Origin of the sequence: Haemophilus haemolyticus, assembly GCF_003352385.1 — a bacterium.
In the GTDB taxonomy this organism is placed as follows: Bacteria; Pseudomonadota; Gammaproteobacteria; order Enterobacterales; family Pasteurellaceae; genus Haemophilus; species Haemophilus haemolyticus_I.
On sequence record NZ_CP031243.1, the window covers coordinates 1584951 to 1606721 of the forward strand.

The 21771-nt window shown below is 38.2% G+C and carries 20 protein-coding genes and 1 other RNA gene; 14 read left to right on the forward strand and 7 right to left on the reverse strand.

Features of this window, described 5'->3' with window-relative positions:
* The first annotated feature begins 105 nt into the window (after positions 1–105).
* From ydiJ to cydC, 7 genes are all read left to right on the forward strand, one after another.
* Positions 106–3189, forward strand: a complete 3084-nt coding sequence (gene ydiJ, locus DV428_RS07675) for a D-2-hydroxyglutarate dehydrogenase YdiJ (protein WP_114909283.1) — start codon at positions 106–108, stop codon at positions 3187–3189.
* A 13-nt stretch (positions 3190–3202) separates the two neighbouring features.
* Positions 3203–3619, forward strand: coding sequence for a hotdog fold thioesterase (locus DV428_RS07680; RefSeq protein WP_114909284.1), 417 nt, complete (start codon positions 3203–3205; stop codon positions 3617–3619).
* Positions 3616–4587, forward strand: coding sequence for a ferrochelatase (gene hemH, locus DV428_RS07685; protein ID WP_114909285.1), 972 nt, complete (start codon positions 3616–3618; stop codon positions 4585–4587). The genes DV428_RS07680 and hemH overlap by 4 nt, the downstream gene beginning before the upstream one ends.
* 78 nt (positions 4588–4665) lie before the next feature.
* Entirely contained in the window at positions 4666–5523 is an 858-nt protein-coding gene (locus DV428_RS07690; protein ID WP_114909286.1) for a co-chaperone YbbN, read from the forward strand.
* Between the two features lie 73 nt (positions 5524–5596).
* Positions 5597–6553, forward strand: a complete 957-nt coding sequence (gene trxB, locus DV428_RS07695; protein WP_114909287.1) for a thioredoxin-disulfide reductase — start codon at positions 5597–5599, stop codon at positions 6551–6553.
* Positions 6554–6615: 62 nt separating this feature from the next.
* Positions 6616–8376: a heme ABC transporter permease/ATP-binding protein CydD gene (cydD, locus tag DV428_RS07700; RefSeq protein ID WP_114909288.1), complete on the forward strand. Its 1761-nt coding sequence runs from the start codon at positions 6616–6618 to the stop codon at positions 8374–8376.
* Positions 8376–10106 (forward strand): heme ABC transporter ATP-binding protein/permease CydC, encoded by a 1731-nt coding sequence (gene cydC / locus DV428_RS07705; RefSeq protein WP_114909289.1) that lies wholly within the window; start codon positions 8376–8378, stop codon positions 10104–10106. Before cydD ends, cydC begins: the two co-directional genes overlap by 1 nt.
* A 20-nt stretch (positions 10107–10126) precedes the next feature.
* On the opposite strand, the gene ffs is transcribed toward cydC, so the two are convergent.
* An RNA gene (ffs, locus tag DV428_RS07710) (signal recognition particle sRNA small type) lies at positions 10127–10225 on the reverse strand.
* A 128-nt stretch (positions 10226–10353) separates the two neighbouring features.
* On the opposite strand from ffs, the gene nrdG reads away from it, so the two are divergent.
* A complete protein-coding gene (nrdG, locus tag DV428_RS07715) occupies positions 10354–10821 on the forward strand; it encodes an anaerobic ribonucleoside-triphosphate reductase-activating protein (RefSeq protein ID WP_050822885.1) in 468 nt (155 codons plus the stop codon).
* 55 nt (positions 10822–10876) lie between these two features.
* Here nrdG and hpt read toward each other — a convergent pair whose 3' ends face one another.
* Positions 10877–11416, reverse strand: coding sequence for a hypoxanthine phosphoribosyltransferase (hpt, locus tag DV428_RS07720; RefSeq protein ID WP_105877320.1), 540 nt, complete (start codon positions 11414–11416; stop codon positions 10877–10879).
* 211 nt (positions 11417–11627) lie between these two features.
* Positions 11628–12983 carry a metalloprotease PmbA gene (pmbA, locus tag DV428_RS07725; RefSeq protein ID WP_114909290.1) on the reverse strand — a complete coding sequence of 452 codons (1356 nt, stop codon included), beginning with the start codon at positions 12981–12983 and terminating at the stop codon, positions 11628–11630.
* 88 nt (positions 12984–13071) lie between these two features.
* Here pmbA and yjgA point away from each other — a divergent pair, with 88 nt between their 5' ends.
* The 6 genes from yjgA to rapZ are packed head-to-tail and all read left to right on the forward strand — an operon-like array spanning position 13072 to position 16864.
* Positions 13072–13608, forward strand: a complete 537-nt coding sequence (gene yjgA, locus DV428_RS07730; protein ID WP_114909291.1) for a ribosome biogenesis factor YjgA — start codon at positions 13072–13074, stop codon at positions 13606–13608.
* A gap of 50 nt (positions 13609–13658) precedes the next feature.
* On the forward strand, positions 13659–14267 hold the full coding sequence (lptC, locus tag DV428_RS07735; RefSeq protein WP_114909292.1) for an LPS export ABC transporter periplasmic protein LptC: 609 nt from the start codon (positions 13659–13661) through the stop codon (positions 14265–14267).
* On the forward strand, positions 14248–14766 hold the full coding sequence (gene lptA, locus DV428_RS07740; protein WP_114909293.1) for a lipopolysaccharide transport periplasmic protein LptA: 519 nt from the start codon (positions 14248–14250) through the stop codon (positions 14764–14766). The genes lptC and lptA overlap by 20 nt, the downstream gene beginning before the upstream one ends.
* A 2-nt stretch (positions 14767–14768) precedes the next feature.
* The gene (gene lptB / locus DV428_RS07745; RefSeq protein WP_114909294.1) at positions 14769–15494 is read left to right on the forward strand and encodes an LPS export ABC transporter ATP-binding protein; all 726 of its coding nucleotides are present in this window, start codon (positions 14769–14771) and stop codon (positions 15492–15494) included.
* A gap of 2 nt (positions 15495–15496) precedes the next feature.
* Positions 15497–15991: a PTS IIA-like nitrogen regulatory protein PtsN gene (ptsN, locus tag DV428_RS07750; RefSeq protein WP_114909295.1), complete on the forward strand. Its 495-nt coding sequence runs from the start codon at positions 15497–15499 to the stop codon at positions 15989–15991.
* Between the two features lie 15 nt (positions 15992–16006).
* Entirely contained in the window at positions 16007–16864 is an 858-nt protein-coding gene (gene rapZ, locus DV428_RS07755) for an RNase adapter RapZ (protein ID WP_114909296.1), read from the forward strand.
* Positions 16865–16902: 38 nt separating this feature from the next.
* On the opposite strand, the gene DV428_RS07760 is transcribed toward rapZ, so the two are convergent.
* From DV428_RS07760 to ftsA, 4 genes are all read right to left on the reverse strand, one after another.
* Positions 16903–18060 (reverse strand): chorismate mutase, encoded by a 1158-nt coding sequence (locus DV428_RS07760; RefSeq protein ID WP_114909297.1) that lies wholly within the window; start codon positions 18058–18060, stop codon positions 16903–16905.
* Between the two features lie 124 nt (positions 18061–18184).
* Complete coding sequence (gene lpxC / locus DV428_RS07765; RefSeq protein WP_005630366.1) at positions 18185–19102, reverse strand: UDP-3-O-acyl-N-acetylglucosamine deacetylase; 918 nt, start codon at positions 19100–19102, stop codon at positions 18185–18187.
* Between the two features lie 43 nt (positions 19103–19145).
* Positions 19146–20408 carry a cell division protein FtsZ gene (gene ftsZ, locus DV428_RS07770; RefSeq protein WP_005637676.1) on the reverse strand — a complete coding sequence of 421 codons (1263 nt, stop codon included), beginning with the start codon at positions 20406–20408 and terminating at the stop codon, positions 19146–19148.
* A gap of 81 nt (positions 20409–20489) precedes the next feature.
* Complete coding sequence (gene ftsA, locus DV428_RS07775; RefSeq protein WP_114909298.1) at positions 20490–21767, reverse strand: cell division protein FtsA; 1278 nt, start codon at positions 21765–21767, stop codon at positions 20490–20492.
* Between the last annotated feature and the right edge of the window lie 4 nt (positions 21768–21771).

Below are 21771 nucleotides of genomic sequence, written 5' to 3' on the forward strand. Positions count from 1 at the left end.
TAAAAAGCTTCTTAAAAACGCTGAAAATCTAATTCGACATTATTCGCACCTTAAGATATCATCGAGAACACCCGGCTATTTATATCTTTAAATGAGTTAAATACTATGTTGCCAAGTCTAAATCTCACTCCACAAATTGAACAAGATGTCCTTAACTATCTCCAAGCACTTAAAAAACAACATTTTGAAGGAGATATCGCTAAAAATTATGCAGATAGATTAAGCCTTGCTACGGATAACAGCGTTTACCAACAACTTCCACAAGCGATTCTTTTTCCGAAAACTGTTGCTGATATAGTGCGTATAACCAAATTGGCAAATTTACCTGAATATCAATTGCTCACCTTTACGCCTCGCGGTGGAGGTACTGGCACAAATGGACAATCTATCAATAACAATATAATAGTGGATCTCTCTCGCCATATGACTGCTATTTTAGAGCTCAACGTAAAAGAACGTTGGGTTCGTGTACAAGCCGGCGTAGTAAAAGATCAACTTAATCAATTTTTAAAACCACATGGTTTGTTCTTTGCCCCAGAGTTATCCACCAGTAACCGAGCGACTTTAGGCGGAATGATTAACACAGATGCCTCGGGGCAAGGTTCATTGCAATACGGTAAAACCTCTAATCATGTTTTGACATTACGCGCAGTATTAATGAACGGTGAGATTTTAGATACAAGTGCGGTCAATTCTGTTGATGTTTTAGAAAACATCGATACGCTTGAATTAAGTGACAGTAGCAAAAGACTCCATCAAACAATCGCCCAACACTGTAAAGAAAAAAGAGCGGCTATCATTAAAGATTTGCCACAACTTAACCGTTTTTTAACGGGATACGATCTCAAAAATGTATTCAATGAAGATGAAAGTAAATTTAATCTCACCAGAATTCTCACTGGCTCTGAAGGTTCTCTCGCATTTATTTGTGAAGCCAAACTCAATCTTCTGCCTATTCCGCAGTATCGCACGCTCATCAATATTAAATATCGTTCTTTTGATGCGGCATTACGCAATGCACCCTTTATGGTGAAAGCAAATGCGCTTTCGGTGGAAACCGTTGATTCCAAAGTCTTAAACCTCGCCAAACAAGATATTATTTGGCACTCTGTGAATGAACTTCTTACAGAAGATGAAACAGATCCAATTCTCGGTTTAAATATTGTAGAATTTGCTGGTAATAATAAAGAAAAAATAGACCGCCAAGTCACCGCACTTTGTCGCTCACTTGATGAAAAAATCGAACACAACCGAGATCACATTATTGGCTATCAAGTTTGCTCAGATTTACCCTCTATTGAACGTATTTATGCAATGCGAAAAAAAGCCGTGGGCTTACTTGGTAATGCAAAAGGTGCAGCCAAACCAATTCCTTTTGTAGAAGATACTTGTGTCCCCCCAGAAAATCTTGCGGATTACATCAGTGAATTTCGTGCTTTATTAGACAAACACAATTTACAATATGGCATGTTTGGTCACGTGGATGCTGGCGTGTTACACGTTCGCCCAGCGCTTGATTTATGCGATAAAGAACAAGTGAAATTATTCAAACAAATTTCAGATGAAGTGGCAGAACTTACGATTAAATATGGCGGATTACTCTGGGGAGAGCATGGAAAAGGCGTGCGTTCCCATTACGGCGAAAAATTCTTTACGCCAGAACTCTGGCACGAACTTCGTTATATCAAAACCTTATTCGATCCGAACAATCGCTTAAATCCCGGCAAAATCTGTACGCCTTTAGATTCCAGAGATGAACTTCATTCAATTCTTTCGCCGATGCGGGCTGATAACGATCGCCAAATTCCTATCCAAATACGAGATGAATTTAAGGGTGTGATGAACTGCAATGGAAACGGCTTATGTTTTAATTTTGATGAACACAGCATTATGTGCCCGTCGATGAAAGTCAGTAAAAACCGTGTATTTTCGCCAAAAGGTCGCGCAGCCATGGTTCGAGAATGGCTTCGATTAATGGCAAATGAAGATGTTTCGCCCGAACAATTAGACTTCCGTAAAACAGAAATAAAACTAACCGCACTTGTGAAAAGAGTAAGCAATACAGTTCAAAAATGGCGAGGGGATTATGATTTTTCTCACGAAGTGAAAGCTGCAATGGATACTTGCCTTGCTTGTAAAGCCTGTGCGAGTCAATGCCCAATTAAAATTGATGTGCCGAGTTTCCGCGCAAAATTCTTTCATTTTTATCACAGCCGCTACTTACGACCGGCAAAAGATCACATTGTGGCAAATTTAGAAATTGCTGCGCCTTATATGGCAAAACAGGCAAAATTCTTTAATTATTTTATCAAGCTAAAAGTCACGCAAACATTAGTGGAAAAAACACTAGGCATGACTGATTTGCCCTTGCTTTCTGAACCAAATTTGCAACGACAACTTGTAGAAATCCGCTATCAAGGACAATCATTGGAAGAATTGGAAGGCCTAAGTGCGGTAGAAAAAAATGATATTTTATTTATTGTGCAAGATCCCTATACCTCTTACTATGATGCCAAAGTGGTACGCGATTTTGTTATGCTTACGCAGAAATTAGGCTTCAAACCAATTCTGTTGCCATTTAAACCAAACGGCAAAGCAATGCATATTAAAGGTTTCTTAAAACGCTTTAGCAAAACAGCACAAAACCAAGCCGAGTTTTTAAATCGAATGGCAAAATTAGGCATTCCTCTTGTGGGCGTTGATCCAGCCATCGTGCTGTCTTATCGAGATGAATACAAAGAAGCACTACAAGAAAAACGGGGCGATTTTCACGTTCTCACCGCACACGAATGGTTAAAACAAAGATTACAAAATGCGGAGTTACAAGAGAAGTTAAAAAACATCGCCAAAACTGACCGCACTTTCGATTGGTATTTATTCCCGCATTGTACGGAATCTACCTTTATGCCAAACAGCCCAAAAGAATGGCAAGAAATTTTTGGAAGATTTGGACAACAACTTAATGTAGAAAAAGTAGGATGTTGCGGTATGGCTGGTGTATTTGGACATGAAGTGCAAAATCAAAAAATGAGCCGAGAAATCTACGATGTATCCTGGCATAAAAAACTGCATGAAAAAGATCCGCACTTTTGTTTAGCAACTGGTTATTCTTGCCGCAGTCAGGTAAAACGTTATGAACATGTGGTGTTAAAACACCCTGTGCAGGCATTATTAGAAATTTTAGCGTAATGAAAGGAACATCATGATTTGGCAAAAAAACTTCACGCTCGAAAACTTAAATCAACTTTGCTCCAACAGTGCAGTTAGCCATCTTGGCATTGAAATTTCTGCTTTTGGCGAGGATTGGATTGAAGCGACAATGCCTGTGGATCATCGAACTATGCAGCCGTTTGGTGTGTTGCATGGCGGGGTTTCGGCTGCTTTAGCTGAAACAGTTGCTTCCCTTGCGGGTTCGCTTTGTTTAGAAGAAGGCAAAGCTGCGGTTGGATTGGATATTAACGCCAATCATCTTCGCCCAGTTCGTTCAGGTAAAGTGACTGCGAGAGCCACGCCAATTAATTTGGGCAGAAATATCCAAGTTTGGCAAATTGACATCCGCACAGAAGAGAATAAACTTTGCTGTATTTCTAGATTAACCCTTTCCGTAATCAATTTATGACAAAACCTGCAAAAATCGGCGTATTACTTGCCAATCTAGGCACGCCAGATAGCCCGACACCGAAGTCAATTAGCCGTTATTTATGGCAATTTTTAACGGATCCTCGCGTGGTCGATTTACCGCGTTGTAAATGGTATCCACTGCTCAAAGCCATTATTTTGCCATTACGTTCTAAACGTATTGCCAAAAATTATCAATCAATTTGGACAGCGCAAGGCTCGCCTTTACTTGCCATTTCGCGACAACAAAAAGATGCATTACAAGCCTATTTAGATAATCAAAATATCGATACTCAAGTAGAAATTGCCATGACGTACGGCAATCCATCAATGCAAAGTGCGGTAAAAAACTTGCTTGAAAATCAAGTTGAGCGAATTATTGTTTTGCCACTTTATCCGCAATACTCTAGCTCAACCACGGGCGCAGTATTTGATGCTTTCGCTAACGCCCTTAAAGAAGAACGAGGATTAGTGCCCTTTGATTTTATCCATTCTTATCATGTCGATGAGAATTACATTGATGCGTTAGTCAATTCCATAAAAGCGCGGTTAAAACCCGATGAGTTTTTGTTATTTTCTTATCATGGTATTCCTTTGCGTTATGAAAAAATGGGCGATTATTATCGTGAACATTGTAAACAAACGACTATTGCAGTTGTTAATAAGCTGGGCTTAACAGAAAACCAATGGGGAATGACGTTTCAATCTCGCTTTGGGCGTGAAGAATGGCTACAGCCTTATACCGATAAATTTTTAGAATCTGCTGCAACACAGAACATTCAAAAAATTGCCGTTATTTGCCCAGGTTTCTCCGTAGATTGTTTAGAAACCATTGAAGAAATTGACAAAGAAAATCGAGAAAATTTCCTAAACAATGGCGGACAATCTTATCAATATATTCCCGCACTTAATGTAGAGCATGCTCATATTGAAATGATGGGAAAATTGATCCTAGAAAAACTTGCTTAATAATAGAAATGGTAAAACGTTTCTAAAATCTTCCGCACTTTGCTAAAATCAGCCATTATTTTTTCACAAGGATAAAACATGGCTGATTTTCCTTTTATCGTTGACATCAACGAACAAAATCTTACTGAAATACTGCAACAATCCTTAGAAAAACCACTTGTCATCAATTTTTACGCGCCAACACATAAAGAATCCGCGGATTTTTTGGCACAACTTGAGCAAGTTGCAGAACAATATCAAGGACAAGTTATTCTAGGAAAAGTAAATTGTGAAAAAGAGCAAATGATTGCCGCACAATTCCGCATCCAAGCATTACCAACCACCTATTTGTTTAAAGAAGCACAGGCATTAGATGCATTTCCAGGCGCGCTTGATAAATCTTCATTAATCCAACGATTAAGCATTATTTTACCTAAAGAGGAAGATTTAAAATTCCAACAAGCGTTAGATTTCTTGCAAGTAGAAAATTATGAGGCAGCATTGCCATTATTAAAAGACGCATGGGAGCTTTCTGATAAGAAAAATAGTGATGTCGCCCTGCTCTACGCTGAAACCTATATTGCAATGAAAAAAACGGAGCCAGCACAAGAAATTCTAAAACAAATTCCATTGCAAGATCGTGATAGTCGTTGGCACGGATTACAAGCACAAATTGAGCTACAAATTCAAGCAGCCGACACACCTGAAATCCAACAATTACAGGCCGATTATGCTAAAAACCCAACAGCTGAAATTGCAATAAAACTTGCCGTGCAACTTCATCAAGCAGGACGAAATGAAGAAGCGCTGACACTACTTTTCGGTATTTTAAAAACCGACTTAGACGCGCAGAATGGTGAAGTTAAACAACAATTTTTATCCATTTTAAGTGCAATGGGCAATGCTGATCCGCTGACAAATAAATTTCGTCGATTACTGTATTCGCTGCTTTATTAAGCAAAAAGTTTATAATCAGTAAAATGCAACTTATTGCATTATATTATTACTTAACTACAAACAAGGATTCTTTATGTCAGATATCAAACACGCAAAACTTTTAATTTTAGGCTCAGGCCCTGCTGGTTATACAGCAGCCATTTATGCGGCACGTGCAAACTTAAAACCTGTATTGGTGACAGGTTTGCAACAAGGCGGTCAGCTTACCACCACAGATGAAATCGAAAACTGGCCGGGTGATTTTGAGATGACTACTGGTTCAGGTTTAATGCAACGTATGTTGCAACATGCAGAAAAATTTGAGACAGAAATCATCTTCGATCATATCAATCGCGTAGATTTATCTTCTCGCCCATTCAAACTTTTTGGCGATGTGCAAAATTTCACTTGTGATGCGTTAATTATCGCAACAGGTGCTTCTGCACGCTATATTGGCTTGCCTTCAGAAGAAGGCTACAAAGGCCGTGGGGTTTCAGCTTGCGCAACCTGTGATGGTTTCTTTTATCGTAATAAACCAGTCGGTGTGATTGGTGGTGGAAATACTGCGGTAGAAGAAGCGCTTTACTTAGCCAATATTGCAAGTACAGTGCATTTAATTCACCGTCGCGATAGCTTCCGTGCAGAAAAAATCCTTATCGACCGTTTATACAAAAAAGTAGAAGAAGGAAAAATCATTCTTCATACTGACCGCACTTTAGATGAAGTGTTGGGCGATAATATGGGCGTAACAGGCTTACGTTTAGCCAACACAAAAACTGGGGAGAAAGAAGAACTCAAATTAGATGGTTTATTCGTGGCGATTGGTCACTCGCCAAATACGGACATTTTCCAAGGACAATTAGAATTGAATAATGGCTATATCGTTGTAAAATCTGGTCTTGAAGGAAATGCAACAGCCACTTCTGTGGAGGGCGTGTTCGCAGCAGGCGATGTCATGGATCATAATTATCGCCAAGCCATTACCTCTGCGGGAACTGGTTGTATGGCAGCATTGGATGCAGAACGCTATTTAGACGCTCAAGAAGCATAAATTCTCCAACTCATTCCCCTCTTTTAAAAAGAGGGGAACTTTTTCTATATCACGATAAAACTATGAACAAACTTCGCCAAAAATATTTACAAAAATGGCTTCGCGTACAACAAGAACCTATCAAAAAATTAATGCGCGCAAACATTGTCCTAGCTACGCTTTCTGCACTCATTTTAGTCGCGCAAACTTATTTTCTTGCGACTTTGCTCGATAAACTGATTATGCAAAATGTGCCTCGTGATGAACTTATTCCTTATTTTCTCGGGCTAATTATCGGCTTTGGGATGCGTGCTATTATTTTATGGGCACGCGAAAAAATAGGTTTCCAAAGCGGACAATTATTACGCAATCATATTCGTCAAAAAATTCTGGATAAAATACATCTTGTCGGCCCTGCGACAATCAATCAAAAACCAGCTGGAAGTTGGGCAAGCATTATGTTGGAACAAGTAGAAAACTTACATAATTTCTATGCCCGTTTTCTGCCTCAACAAAGTCTTTCAGCCATTGTTCCAGTCGTTATTTTAATTGCTGTATTTCCGTTGAACTGGGCTGCAGGCTTAATCTTAATGATTACTGCACCGCTTGTTCCTCTTTTTATGATCATTGTCGGTATTGCTGCGGCTGACAACAGCCAAAAAAATATGGATACCCTTTCTCGCCTAAGTGCCCAATTTTTAGATCGCTTACGCGGCTTGGAAACCTTGCGCCTTTTTAACCGCACTTCTGAACAAACGGAGCATATTGAAAACGCCACTGAAGATTTCCGTGAAACCACAATGGATGTGCTAAAACTCGCTTTTCTCTCTTCTGCCGTATTGGAATTTTTTACCTCTATTTCCATTGCACTGATGGCGGTCTATTTTGGTTTTAGCTACTTAGGCCAAATTGAATTTGGTACCTATAATGCACCACTTACACTTTTCACAGGTTTCTTTTGTTTAATTCTTGCACCTGAATTTTATCAACCCTTACGCGATCTTGGCGCTTATTACCACGACCGCGCAGCGGGTATTGGTGCCGCAGATGCCATTGTTGATTTCTTAGAATCCGATTATTTAACTGTACATCAAAATGAAAAAGCGATTTCTTTAGAAAGTGCGGTTGAAATTTCTGCCGAAAATCTAGTGGTACTTTCTACACAGGGTTCAGCGTTAACCAAGCCGTTAAATTTCCAAATCCCAGCAAATCACAATGTTGCACTTGTAGGACAAAGTGGCGCAGGGAAAACCTCATTAATGAATGTAATTTTAGGCTTTTTACCTTATGAGGGCTCGCTCAAAATTAATGGTCAAGAACTTCGTGAAAGCAATCTAGCTGACTGGCGCAAACATATTGCCTGGGTAGGACAAAATCCATTGTTATTACAAGGCACGATTAAAGAAAACTTACTACTTGGCGATGTTCAAGCCAAGGATGAAGAAATTAATCAAGCTTTAATGCGTTCTCAAGCGAAAGAATTTACCGATAAACTTGGACTTCATCACGAAATCAAAGATGGTGGATTAGGCGTGTCTGTGGGACAAGCGCAACGCCTTGCCATTGCTCGTGCCTTGTTACGCAAAGGTGATTTACTTCTGCTCGATGAGCCAACCGCAAGCTTAGATGCGCAATCAGAAAATCTTGTTTTACAAGCATTGAATGAAGCAAGCAAGCATCAAACTACACTTATGATTACCCACCGAATTGAAGATTTGAAACAATGTGATCAAATTTTTGTGATGCAACGAGGAGAAATAGTACAGCAAGGTAAATTTGCCGAATTACAACATGAAGGTTTCTTTGCTGAACTACTCGCTCAACGACAACAGGATATCCAATAATGCGCACATTACTTCCGTTTATACGTTTATTTAAGTTCGCCAAATTTCCGCTTATTTTAGGCTTGGTGCTAATGATTTTAGGTCTGGGATCTAGCATGGGCTTGCTTACAGTTTCGGGCTGGTTTCTAGCCGCCACAGCCATTGCTGGACTAGGTACGCTATTTAACTTTTTCTACCCTTCAGCCAGTGTGCGAGGTTTAGCTATCGGGCGAACCGTCATGCGCTATTTTGAAAAAATAGTGACGCATGATGCAACATTCCGTATTTTGTCGAAATTGCGCGTACAAGTATTTGAAAAAATCATTCCTTTAAGCCCAGCGGTATTAAATCGTTATCGCAACAGCGATTTGTTAAATCGTTTGGTGTCCGATGTGGATACACTTGATAGCCTCTATTTACGTTTACTTGCGCCATTTTTCACTGCTGCATTTGTAATCATTGCCATGACGATTGGACTCAGCTTCGTCAATATTCCACTCGCTCTTGGTTTAGGCTTATTTTTGTTGATTTTATTAATAATTATCCCAACTGTTTTCTATCGACTAGGACAGGAATTTGGCGAACGCTTAATCCAAGCACGCGCGACCTATCGAACCCAGTTTTTAGAATTTATCCAAGCACAAGCTGAGCTTTTATTATTTAATGCAGAAGATAAATTAAAAGAGAAAATGTCAGCTACAGAAAAAACATGGCAGGAAGATCAAGCCAAAGAAGCAAAATTAAGCGGATTTTCTACCGCACTTATTCTCTTTCTTAATGGTTTGTTGATTTCTGGAATGCTATGGTTTGCAAGTAACGCCGATTTTGGCACAGATGAATACCACACGGCTTATATTGCACTTTTCACTTTTGCTGCACTTGCAGCCTTTGAGATCATCATGCCATTGGGTGCGGTATTTTTACATATAGGTCAAGTTATTGCGGCTGCAGAACGCGTGACTGAAATCATTGAGCAAAAACCGCTTGTTGAGTTTAATGGTAACGAGAAATTTGAAACAAAAGTGCGGTTGATTTCTGCGAAGGATTTAAGTTTTTCCTATCCAGGGCAAGAAACGCTTGTATTAAAAAATCTTACATTAGATTTAGAACAAGGCCAAAAAATTGCTATTTTAGGCAAAACTGGAAGTGGAAAATCTTCACTTCTTCAACTTTTAGTACGCAATTATGATGCGAATCAAGGTGAGCTTTTATTGGCAGAAAAACCCATTTCCGCCTATTCAGAAGAGACATTACGCGGCCAAATTTGTTTTTTAACTCAACGTGTTCACGTATTCAGCGATACACTTCGTCAAAATTTACAATTTGCAAGTGCGGATGAAATTTCTGATGAGAAAATGATTGAAGTGCTACATCAAGTTGGTTTAAGAAAATTACTTGAGCAAGAAGGAAAAGGTTTAGAGCTTTGGCTTGGGGATGGCGGTCGTCCACTTTCTGGTGGGGAACAACGCCGTTTAGGTTTAGCACGTATTTTACTCAATAATGCACCAATTTTATTATTGGATGAACCGACAGAAGGCTTAGATCGCGAAACTGAACGTCAAATTTTACGTTTAATTCTGCAACATGCCGAAAATAAAACCCTAATTATGGTCACTCACCGTCTCAGTTCAATTGAACAATTCGATAAAATTTGTGTAATTGATAACGGAAGATTAATCGAAGAAGGCGATTACAATAGTTTAATCACAAAAGAAAATGGGTTCTTTAAAAGATTGATTGAGCGAGTATAAGAAAAGAAAGTTGGGCGGAAACCTTCCCAGCTTCTTCTCGGCACACAGTAATTCCGACTTTGGCTGCTTCCTTCCGGACCTGACCGAGTAAACCAGACACCGTTGCGAGAGACCGAGAAGGTTTCCATTGATATCGCAATGCGATTCCGCGCTATTATGCAAAAATTACCGCCGTATTGCAAAGACTAATTCAAAAGTGCGGTGAATTTGGCGAGAATTTAAGCCACATTTTCAGGATTTTAATGAAATGAACTACCTCCAATACTACCCGACCGATGTTATCAATGGCGAAGGTACAAGATGCACACTTTTCGTCAGTGGATGTACACATGCTTGCAAAGGTTGCTATAACCAAAAAAGTTGGTCATTTTCAGCGGGTGTATTATTTGATGACGCAATGGAACAACAAATCATCAATGATTTAAAAGACACACGCATTAAACGCCAAGGGCTGACGCTTTCAGGTGGCGATCCACTTCATCCCCGTAACGTAGAAACATTATTGCCATTTGTGCAACGCGTAAAACGAGAATGCCCTGATAAAGACATCTGGGTTTGGACGGGTTATAAGCTAGATGAATTAGACGAACAACAACGTGCTATGTTGCCTTATATTGATGTGTTAATTGATGGGAAATTTATTCAAGAACAGGCAGATCCAAGTTTAGTTTGGCGAGGTTCAGCAAATCAAATTATTCATCGATTTAAGTTATAAAAGTGCGGCTAAAAATTCATTTAAAATTTCAACCGCACTTTTCAATAAAATCAAATTATTCTTCTAAAACAACTTTACCGATATAGCCTAAATTACGATGGCGTTGCGCGTAATCGATACCATACCCCACCACAAATTCATCAGGAATTTCAAAACCAATCCATTCAACAGGTACTTCCACTTCGCGGCGAGAAGGTTTATCAAGTAACGTACAAATTGCAAGACTCGCAGGTTCACGCAAATTCAAAATATCACGCACTTTTTCCAACGTATAACCCGTATCAATAATATCTTCCACAATTAAAACGTGTTTACCTTTTATATCGCCGTCCAAATCTTTTGTAATACGAACGTCGTGATTAGTGGTCATGCCAGTACCGTAACTTGAAGTAGTCATAAATTCAATTTCCACAGGTAAATTTATCTGACGAACGATATCCGCCATAAACATAAAGGAACCACGTAAAAGCCCCACAACAACAAGGCTATCAATCTGTTTTTCTTGATAAAATTTTGTAATTTGAGCACCTAATTCAGCAATACGAGCATGAACATCGTTCTCTGAGATTAAAACGTCAACGTGGTGTTTTTTCATTGTGTTTCCTTATGAAATGACAGGGGATAAAATCGTTTGCTATTTTACAAAAAAAAGGCCGAAGTTTAAACCTTCAGCCTTTTTGAACCCTAACGAATTTACTTTCTACTCTACCTGTTGGAGCAACCTGCAATCGCTTAACAGATGTGCGTATAGTAGCAGATATTTAGTTATTGTCAATAAGAATAATTCTCAATTTTAAAAATATTTTTTAATTTCCTGAAATTTTCATCTTATCTAACAAAATAGAACCAGTTTGAATGTTAGAACGATGCTCTATATCATCCGCTACAGCAACCATATTCTTCAACATATCTTGCAATTGCCCCGCAATAGTAATTTCGGCGACGGGATATTGAATTTCACCATTTTCCACCCAAAACCCTGATGCACCACGCGAATAATCGCCTGTAACGATATTGACACCTTGTCCCATGACATCCGTTACTAACAATCCAGTTCCCATTTGACGTAAAAGTGCGGTCAATCCTCCAGTTAAGTTTGGCTTAACAAGCCAGTTGTGAATTCCACCAGCATGGCCAGTACTTGGCATACCGAGTTTTTTACCACTGTAACTTGTCACTAAATAAGTTTGTAATATCCCGTCTTCGACAATTTCACGATCTTGCGTACGAACACCTTCACTATCAAAAGGCGTTGAAGCCAAACGGCGTAATAAATGTGGTCTCTCACTGATATTGAACCAATCTGGTAAGACCTGTTTACCCAAATGTTCGAGCAAGAAACTTGATTTTCTATATAAACTACCACCACTTATTGCAGCGGCAAAGTGAGATATAAGCCCCGTTGCAACATCATTTAAGAAAATGACAGGCACTTCTCGTGTACTCAATTTTTGAGGATTTAAACGAGAAACGACTTTCTTTGCACAATTTTCGCCAACCCAAATTGGCGATTGGAGTTTATCGAATTCACGAGAGATCGTGTATTCATAATCATTTTCCAAAGCATCTTCTACGCCACCAATAACCGAACAAGATAAGGAATAACGACTTGATAAATAACTTTGCAACATGCCATGACTATTTCCATACACTTTCACGCCTGTATGTGAATTAAAACTTGTACCATTACTATTTATAATGCGTTCATCCGCCTCTAAAGCCGCCTTTTCAGCCTGAAGTGCAAGTTCTGTTGCTTTATCAACATTCACATCAGCAGCATGATAAAGTTCTAAATCAGGCGCATTAAAAGCTATTAAATCCTTATCCGCAAGGCCTGTGCAATCATCGGGTGAAGTGTATTTTGCAATAGCAAGTGCGGCTTCCACTGTGTTTCGAATAGCGCCTTCACTTAAATCTGATGTCGATGCATTGCCTTTTTGTTGTCCCATATAAACAGAGATCCCCAATGCTCCATCATTAGTAAATTCAACATTTTCAATTTCTTGCAAGCGTGTGGATACTGACAATCCGCTCACTTTAGTAACGGCGACTTCTGCACTCGCGCCTGATTTTGTTGCTAATTCAATAGCAAAGCTGACTGCTTGACGTAATTCTTGTTCTTGAGCTTTCAAAAGTGCGGTTTGATTTTCGGCTATTTTCATTATTTTTTCCCGTTAAAAATTTGTCACATTTTATATTATTTTGAAACTTTGTGCTAAAATACGCGCCAAATTTTAGTTGAGAGAAATTATGGCGAAACGTAAGAAAAAAGAAGCTTTCGATTGGGAAGATGAAGAGCAAGAAGAAATTATTTGGGTAAGTAAAAGCGAAATCAAACGCGATGCTGAAGATTTAAAACAACTTGGTGAAAAAATTGTAAATTTAACCAAAGCTAATCTTGCCAAAATCCCACTTGATGAATCCTTACTTGATGCCATTGAACTTGCACAGCGTTTACAAAAAGAAGCTCGTCGCCGTCAATTACAGTATATCGGCAAATTATTTCGAGGAATTGATGTTGAACCGATTCGTGAAGCCTTAGATAAAATCGAAAATAAACATAACCAACAGCAGGCTATGCTGCACAAAATCGAAAAAGTGCGCGATGAATTGGTGGAAAAAGGCGACGTGGCTTTAACAGATTTATTAAATGATTATCCTAATGGCGATCGTCAGCAACTACGCAATCTAATTCGTTCTGCACAAAAAGAACTGGAGCAAAATAAACCATCGAAAGCCTATCGAGAAATTTATCAAATGCTCAAGGCATTGATGTTAGAAGATTAAAAACATTGAAATTTTCATCCGCACTTTGTGGATAAGTGATTGAAATAAAAATGAATATTCGTTGGAATGTAATTTTGGGCGTTATCGCACTTTGTGCTTTGGCGTGGTTTTATTCCTTAAATCAGGAAACCGCAGATTTATCTAAACTTGTGAAAAAACCAGATAGTCCTGATTATGTGGGTTATAAAATGGAAACAACGGTTTTTTCCCCTGAGGGTAAGAAACAATATCTTTCGACCGCAGACAAAGTGAAACATTATACAGCTGATGGCCATACTGAGTTTGAAATGCCTTTGGTGTACTTATTCGATGTCTCTACATCTAATAATGCTGAAAAATCAAATAATTCAGCAAAATTATTAGAATCACAAAGTTGGAAACTTAGCGCAAAAAAAGCCAAATTGACGAAAGATGAAATGCTTTATTTAGAGGATGATGTCATTGCTGAAAGTTTAGAACCGACTTCTCGTTTACAGCGAATCGAAACACAAGTTGCAGAGGTTAACTTAAAAACTCAAGATATTTCATCAGATACAACGGTGAAAATAAACGGACAAAATTTTAACTCAACTGGCTTAAAAATGATGGGCAATCTACGCCAACAAATTGCAACATTAAAAGAACAGGTAAAAACATATTATGAAATTAACAAACAATAAAATTATTTTACTCGCCACATTAATCATGACCTCTTTCTCTGCTTTAGCGTTGAAAGATGATACGAATCAACCAATTAACATTGTTTCTGATAATCAATCATTAGATATGGAAAAAAGTGTTGTTACTTTTACTGATAACGTTTCAATTACTCAGGGTTCAATTTTAATCAAGGCAAATAAAGTTGTCATTACGCGCCCACCTGAAAGTTCAGGTAAAAAAGAAACCGTAGAAGCATTTGGTACTCCAGTAACATTCCATCAACAGCTAGATAATGGTAAGCCAGTGAATGGGAAAGCAAACAAAGTTCACTATGATCTTGGTACTGAATTTTTAACATTAACTGACAATGCTGAATTAAAGCAACTTGATAGTAAGATTAATGGACAACTAATTACCTACGATGTGAAAAAACAGCAACTTAAAGCTAATGGCAATGGAAAATCACGTGTAACCACAGTCCTTATTCCATCGCAATTACAACAAGCTAAAGGGAAGTAATTATGTCAATTCTGACTGCTGAAAATTTAGCTAAGAGCTATAAAAGCCGTAAAGTTGTTTCGGATGTAAGTTTAACTGTAAACTCTAATGAAATTGTTGGTTTGCTCGGACCAAACGGCGCTGGGAAAACAACAACCTTCTACATGGTTGTCGGGTTAGTTCGCCAAGATCAAGGTAAAATTATTATTGACGGAGAAGACATTAGTTTACTCCCAATGCATAATCGTGCGCAACGTGGAATCGGTTATTTACCACAAGAAGCCTCTATTTTTCGCCGTTTGACTGTATATGAAAATCTAATGGCTGTATTAGAAATCCGCAAAGATTTAACCTCTCAACAACGTCGAGAAAAAGCTGATGAGTTGATTGAGGAATTTAATATTGGCCATATTCGGGATAGTTTAGGTCAGTCATTATCTGGCGGTGAACGTCGTCGAGTTGAAATCGCACGGGCATTAGCAGCAAATCCAAAATTTATTCTATTAGACGAGCCTTTTGCTGGTGTAGATCCTATTTCTGTGAGCGATATTAAGAAAATTATTACTGATTTGCGCAATCGTGGATTAGGCGTATTAATTACTGACCATAATGTTCGTGAAACCCTTGATGTTTGCGAACGCGCTTATATTGTTGGCGAAGGTGAAATTATCGCAACAGGCACACCAGAACAAGTTATGAACGATGAACACGTTAAACGCGTTTATTTGGGCGAACAATTCAAATTATAAAAATGAAAATAACTGAACTATTAAGCCCTGAGAATATTCGTCAGGGCGTTAGTTTTTCTAGCAAAAAACGATTATTTGAATCTATCGCACATTTTGTAGAAGAAAAACTTCACTGTGATAAAGGTGAGCAAGCGTGCTTTGAATCCCTTTTTGAGCGCGAAAAGCTAGGTAACTCAGGACTAGGAAATGGCATAGCAATGCCTAAGGCGAAAATTCCTCTTGAGGTATGTGACAAAGCAATTGCCATGTTTATGCAATTGGATAACCCAATTAATTATGATTCGCTTGATAGTAAACCTGTAGATTTAATTTTTGCTATACTTATTCCAGAGAACCAGTGCGAAACATACATCCCTATATTGGCATCATTAATCGAAAAACTTACCGATAAAAATATGTTAAAACAATTACGTTCAGCCAAAAGTGCGGATGAAATTTGGCAAGTTTTTGAGATTTCAGATAGGGCAGAAAGCTCGCCGGAAGAAATGCAAGAATAATTTAAAGGGGAAATTATGGAAATTATCATTATTAGTGGACGTTCTGGCGCAGGAAAATCCGTAGCCTTACGAGCATTAGAAGATGCCGGATATTATTGTGTTGATAATATTCCTCTAGATTTACTTCCTCAATTGACTGATATTCTATCTCAATCCCAATCTTCGGTCGCAATCAGCCTTGATATTCGTAATATTCCTAATTCAGCCAATACTCTTGAACAAACTCTAAATACCTTACAAAAATATCATCAATTAAAGATTATTTTCCTTGAAACAGATCGTGGCACATTGATTCGTCGTTATAGCGATTCACGCCGTCTGCACCCACTTTCCTTGAAAGATCTATCTCTTGAAGCCGCAATTGATGAAGAATATCGCTACCTTGAGCCGTTAATTCAACACGCAAACTTTATTATTGATACCACCCATCTTTCTACTCATACCCTTGCGGAACGCCTACGCGAATTTTTACGAGGAAATAGTGATAAAGAACTAAAAATCGTTGTTGAATCTTTTGGCTTTAAATATGGGATTCCTTTAGACGCTGATTATGTTTTCGATGTGCGTTTCTTGCCTAACCCGCATTGGGATCCAACGTTACGCCCAATGACAGGATTAGATGCCCCAGTAGCAGAATTTCTAAATAGTCACACGCAAGTGAATGAATTCATCTACCTCACTCGTAACTATATTGATACTTGGTTGCCTATGTTAGAAAAAAACAATCGTAGCTATTTAACCATTGCCATTGGGTGTACTGGGGGAAAACACCGCTCCGTTTATATAGCACAGCAGTTAGGCGAATATTTTCAAGCTAAAGGGAAAATCGTCCAAATTCAGCACAAATCTTTAGAACGAAATAAAAAAGCATAAAAAATGCGGTCAAAAATAATTTTATTGACCGCACTTTCTTATAAATTAACTGGTTTTACAATCTCGCTAGGATAACAACCTAAAATCTTTAGATAATTACTACAATTCTTTAACTCTTCCAAAGCTTGATGAATATCAGGATGATGGATATTCGCTTCTATTTCGAGATAAAACATTTCCTCCCAAGGTTTTCCATAAATTGGACGAGACTCTAATTTCGTCATATTAATTTGATGTTTTTTGAAAACTAAAAGTGCATCAACTAATGAGCCAATTTGCTGTGAAGTTGTCATTAGCAATAATGTTTTTGCCGGTATCTGTGGTGAAACCTCACGCTGTTCTTTAGCAACAACAATAAAACGCGTAATATTGTTCTCTTGATTAGCAATATTAGTTTTTAATACACTAAGCCCATACAATTTACCACCATCTTCATTCCCTAATGCCGCAATATTCGGCTTATTTAAACTTGCAATAAGTTGCATTGCATGAGAGCTACTTTCACAATACTCAATATGTACTCGATCAAGACTATGTATAAATTGACTACATTGTTGAATCACTTGAGGATGACTATATAAAGTATCGATTTCACTTAATTCAGTCGTGCCATTTACCAAAACACAATGCTGAATTGGGTAAGCTAGCTCGCCTACCAATGATAAGTCAGTATGCTGGAGCAAATCATAGACTTCATTAATAGCGCCTGATGTTGTATTTTCTAAAGGCAATACACCAAAATCTGCTTCACCATTTTGCACTTTTTCAAATACTTGCTCAAAAGACTGACATCCTAGTTCTACAAATTGTTTTTGATAACGAGCAGCATAATTACGTGCAGCTAAATTTGAATAAGACCCTCTCTTACCTAAAAAAGCAATATGTAAATTTTGATTACGTTGTTCATTAAGTTTATTCTGCAAATAGACTTGCTGGGTCAATACTGAATCTTCAATAATTTTTTGGAAAATTGAAGTGATATATTGTGGTTCAAGTTGATAATTCTCATTTTCTGAAAATTGAACTAATTCTTGTAAAAGTTGTTGTTCTCGCTCTACATCACGTAAAGCTTTTTGCGAAATCTCTTTACTTCTCACTACATCGAAAGCTAAACGATGACGCTCAGAAAGCAATTTTAATAAACTACGATCTATTTGCGTAATTTGTTGGCGAATTTCAGCTAATTCTAGCTTCATAGCATCCCCTTATAAAAAATAAGAAAAATAAACCGCACTTTTAAGCATTAGTCATTTAAAGTGCGATGAAAATAAAAAAGCTATACTTCTTAGCAGAAATATAGCTTTTTCAAAAATAAAATAATTAGATAAATACTTGAACAGGCGCAACATACCCTTGCGGTACTTGTTCTTTATCTTCGAAAGTTACAAACTCCCACGCTTCTTGATTTGCTAATACAGCACGTAGTAACTTGTTATTTAAACCATGACCAGACTTATAAGCTTTAAAATCACCAATAATGTTATAACCAGCCATATAAAGATCACCAATTGCGTCTAACATTTTATGACGAACAAGTTCATCTTTAAAGCGTAAGCCATCTTCATTTAAAATTCTATAATCATCAAGAACAATAGCATTATCAAGGCTACCACCTAATGCTAAACCTTGAGATTGAAGATATTCTATATCTTTCATGAAACCAAATGTTCTTGCTCGGCTAATTTGATGAACAAATGCTTGAGCAGAGAAATCCATGACATAATTACGAACATTTTTGCCAATAGCTGGATGATCAAAATCAATAGTGAAATCTAAACGGAAACCATTGTAAGGTTTAAATTCAGCCCATTTATCACCATCTTCAACTCGAACATATTCCTTAATACGAATAAATTTCTTAGGCGCATTTTGTTCTTCAATTCCCGCATCTAACAACAAATAGATAAATGGACTCGCGCTACCATCCATAATAGGAATCTCAGGCGCATCAACCTCAATAATGATATTATCAATACCAAGGCCAGATAATGCTGCATTTAAATGTTCAACAGTAGAAATGCGTACACCTTGCTCATTAATTAATGCAGTACAAAGCATTGTATCACGCACTGAATTTGGATCAGCTGGGAATGCCACAGCTGGATTTAAATCTGTACGATAGTAAACAACACCAGTATTTGGCATAGCAGGACGTAATGTTAAAGTCACTTTCTTACCGCTATGTAAACCAACACCTGTTACTTTAATACTTTGTTTTAATGTTCTTTGTTTAATCATTCTACTACCTTAATATTCCAGGTATTTCTCAAAACCAATTAAATTAATTCTCTTCACGTTGCGCAGGATTAAAGAAACTGTTTTTCTTAAATGCTTCTAAACGATCTGTGATAGGTTTATCCAACGGACGATGATATTCTTCTGCTGGAGTTTTTTGAGTTTCTACTGGCTCACGAGTATGTATATCAGGCACAATATTTACGCGACCTGTACCTTCTGGCTCAACTGGACGAGAAGGACGCAATACTTGAACAGACTCAGTTGGGGCGATTTCTCCTAATCCTGTTGCCACAATAGTCACTCGAATTTCATCACTCATCTCAGGCACTAAACTCGTACCAATAACCACTGTTGCATCTTCTGAAGCAAAGCTACCGACAGTTTCACCAACGATATTAAACTCTTCAAAAGAAAGATCCATACCAGCTGTGATGTTTACCAAAATACCTTTAGCATTAGAAAGATCGATTTTTTCCAATAAATCATTACGTACAGCAATACGAGCAGCTTCTTCTGCTCGCCCCTCACCTGCAGCACCAATAGCAGAACCGAAACCAATCATCGCTTGACCCATTTCAGACATAACCGTTCTTACATCGGCAAAGTCCACATTGATTAGACCAGGTGATGTAATCATATCCGAAATGCCCATAACCGAATTACGTAACACATCGTTTGCTGCAGCAAAAGCATCAATTAATTTAGCATTTTTAGGGAGAACTTTTTGGATTTGTTGATTAGGGATAATAATCATCGAATCAACATACTGAGCTAAATCTTTAATACCAAGCTCTGCAAATTGCATACGCTTCTTGCCTTCAAAAGCAAATGGTTTGGTCACAACAGCAACAGTTAAAATGCCTAATTCTTTAGCTATTTTTGCGACAACAGGCGCTGCACCAGTACCAGTACCACCGCCCATACCAGCTGCAATAAAGACCATATCCGCACCTTCAAGCATTTTGCGAATTTCTTCCTGATCATCTTCAGCAGCCTTACGACCAACATTTGGATTTGCCCCTGCACCTAAACCTTTGGTAGTTTCTCCACCAATTTGCACGGTTTGTTGAACTTGGCTTTTACGTAATGCTTGAGCGTCTGTATTTACAGCGTAAAAAATAATACGGCCATGCTCTTCTGAAGTTAATGAGCTTTCACCCAAATAAGTTCCACCCATTTCTTGCTTGACCATACTCATAACCATATGATTTACAGCATTACCGCCACCGCCGCCAACGCCTACGACTTTGATCAGTGCGCCGGACTCATTAAAATTATCGTACTCAGGGTACTCTGGGTATAACATCGATGTTCTCCGTTAAGGCCAGATAAGCTGGCTCAATATAAAACCTAAATTCTCTCTATTGTAGATGAAAAATCAAAATAATCAAAATTCTGACCGCACTTTATTCACAATTTTTTTAATTCCATTCCAAATTGGTTTTAGTACTCCGTCATCAGATTCATCATTTTCTGAAATCAAATCATCATCACTGTTACTATGGTTATACTGCAACAAACCCACCACCGTTGAATATTGAGGGCGATTCACGTAATCTGTCAATCCAGTAATATTCAGCGGGCTACCAATACGTACTTGGCAATTAAATACGTCAGATGCACATTCTTTCAAATCTTCTATTTGCGCCCCACCACCAGTAATCACTACGCCAGCAATAAGCTCAAACTTCACATGTTTTGTTTCTAACTCAGACTTTAATTTATCTAATTCATCTTTCACAACACCTAGAAGTTCCGTGTAGCGAGCTGATGTAATTAAGGATAAATCACTTTTTGTTAATGAACGAGGAGCTCGTCCACCAATACTTGCAACTTCAATTTTTTTATCACCGTGCAAACGAGCCGGGTAAAATGCACTTGCATAATTAACTTTAATTCGTTCAGCTTCTGCACGCGAAATAGTACAAGCGTGGGCAATATCGTTAGTCACAATATTTCCCGCATAAGGAATAACCTTACTGAAACGTAATGCGCCGTTTGTATAAACCATCACATTCATAGTGCCAGCCCCGAAATCAATCAAGCAAACACCAAGGTCTTTTTCATCTTCGGTTAATACTGAATGCGTTGCTGCAAAACCGGAGAAAACCACTTTATCCACTTGTAAACCGCAGCGCTCAACCGCTTTTTTCAGGTTGTTTTGCCAATCTTGATGACAGGCGATTAAATGTACTTGTGCTTTTAAACGGACACCTTGCAAACCCAATGGATTTTTAATATTCAACTGGCGATCCACCGCATATTCTTGCGGAATCACATGTAATAAGGATAAGCCTTCAGGCAACTTGATGGAGCTCGCTGTATGCAGTGCGGAATCAATTTCATCTTGTGTTACTTCACCATCTGAAATTGGCACAAAACCACTTTCATTTAAACTTTGAATATGTTCACCAGTAATTGCCAAAGTGACACTCATAATCTGACAATCAGCCATAGATTCAGCGGCTTCAATGGCTCTTTGAATAGAATTTACGACAGCTTCAAGATCGGTGATACTGCCACGATCAATCCCTTTAGATGGGCAACTACCAACACCTAACACATTCACTACGCCATCAGGAAATACCTCGCCTACTACGGCAACAACTTTTGACGTACCGACTTCTAATCCTACAATTGTTTTAGCTTCCACACCTTTAACCATTTTT